We start from the raw sequence: 1,514 nt of genomic DNA, 5'->3' as shown, positions 1-1,514 counted from the left end.
GATTTGCCCGAGCCGCTCTCGCCCGCGATGGCGATGGTCTCGCCGCGCGCGAGCGTGAAGCTCAGATCGCTCACCAGCGCCCTCTCGTGCCCCTCGGAGCGCACCGAGATCGTGAGACCTTCGACGGACAGCACCGGCTGGGCGGGCTCCGGGGCCGTGACAGCCCCGGCTTGCGTTTGTTTCATTTCGATCATTCGAACACGTTTCTCGGGAAATAGAAGCTGACGACCCAGTTGGGCATATCGACGATCTCGGAAATGCGCAGATCGCCACAGGTCGAGACCAGCATATAGGCGTCGACCGCCGACATGCCGCGCTGTGCGCACAGAAGGTCGATCATGCCCGAGACCGCATCGCGCGCGCCCGACATCAGGTCGGGGCCGATGCCCGTCGTGACCTCGTAGCCCGCCGTGTCGAGATGGCGCGTGACCGGCCCCGGCGTGGTGAAGCGCGGGAATTTCAGCGTCTCGTTCTTGATCAGATCGAAGCTGAGCACGCAGTTCATCGGGCTCTCGATCGCGGTGCCGCAGACCTCGCCATCGCCTTGGGCGGCATGGGTGTCGCCCACGGAGAACAGCGCTCCGTCGACCTCGACCGGCAGATAGAGCGTGGTGCCCGCCGCGAGATCGCGAATGTCGAGATTGCCGCCCACGCGGCGCGGGGGCACGATGGAATGCAGGCCCTTTTCTGCCGGGGCGACGCCGATAGTGCCGCAGAACGGCTTGAGGCCGACCTTGCCCTCGCTACCCCAAAGCGCCTTGTCGGGCGAGGCCGCGTCGTATTTCCAGATCGTCAGCGCCGGATCTTCGAACTGATCCGCCAGCAGGCCGAAGCCCGGGATATTCGCGGTCCAGCCCCAGGCTGAGCCTTCCTGCTCGCGCGGGGTGAAGCTGTCGATGGTGACTTTGAGCACGTCACCGGGTTTCGCCCCTTCGACATAGATCGGCCCGGAGACCGGGTTGATCTTGCCGAAATCGAGGGTCTTCACGTCTTCCACAGTCGAGGACGGCCCGAGCTGTCCGGCCGAGCTGTCGTGGCAGTGGAATTCGATGGTCGATCCCGGGGCCACCGTCTCGGCTGGGACAAACGAGTTGTCCCAGCCGAAATGGTGCTGTGCGCCATGGATCGTATAGTCACAGGCTTTGCACATGCGCGCTTACTCCGTCACGTACACGTAGTCGTAGTTGACCGGGATCGAGACCGGGTCGACATAGAGCGCATCCGCGCCACCCATACGGCCCGACTTCATGGTGTAGCGGTTCTCGTTGAACACCGGGACCCACGGAGCGTCTTCCATGACCTTCATGTAGACGTCCGACCATTTCTGCAGGCGCTCGTCCTGCTTGGCCGGATCGGTGATCGAGTCCGCCTCGGTGGCCATCGCGTCGAGTTCCTCGTTGCAATACCACGACCAGTTCCAGCCGCCCTCGACCGCGCCCGCGCAGCCCAGGATCGGACCGTAGAAGTTGGACGGATCGGGGAAGTCGGCGATCCACGCCATGCCGCCCGACCAG

The 1,514-nt window shown here is 64.4% G+C and carries 2 protein-coding genes and 1 pseudogene; all 3 read right to left on the bottom strand.

The genetic code is table 11. From position 1 onward, the window contains the following. The coding region (locus tag B3D39_RS12215) for an ATP-binding cassette domain-containing protein (RefSeq protein ID WP_349678097.1) at positions 1 to 185 on the bottom strand (185 nt) is incomplete at its 3' end. Positions 186 to 190: 5 nt separating this feature from the next. Then, complete coding sequence (locus B3D39_RS12210) at positions 191 to 1,150, bottom strand: acetamidase/formamidase family protein (protein WP_078523181.1); 960 nt, start codon at positions 1,148 to 1,150, stop codon at positions 191 to 193. 6 nt (positions 1,151 to 1,156) lie between these two features. Then, positions 1,157 to 1,514: pseudogene (locus tag B3D39_RS12205) on the bottom strand (ABC transporter substrate-binding protein); the annotation flags it as partial.

Source organism: Thioclava sp. UBA3469 (assembly GCF_002378135.1).
Taxonomy (GTDB): domain Bacteria; phylum Pseudomonadota; class Alphaproteobacteria; order Rhodobacterales; family Rhodobacteraceae; genus Thioclava; species Thioclava sediminum.
Note: the sequence above shows the minus strand (reverse complement) of the source record. Positions and strands in the feature narration are given on the sequence as shown.

Excerpts from the sequence above, each read along its gene's own strand:
- B3D39_RS12210 (WP_078523181.1), bottom strand. The coding sequence starts at position 1,150 with ATGTGCAAAGCCTGTGACTATACGATCCATGGCGCACAGCACCATTTC.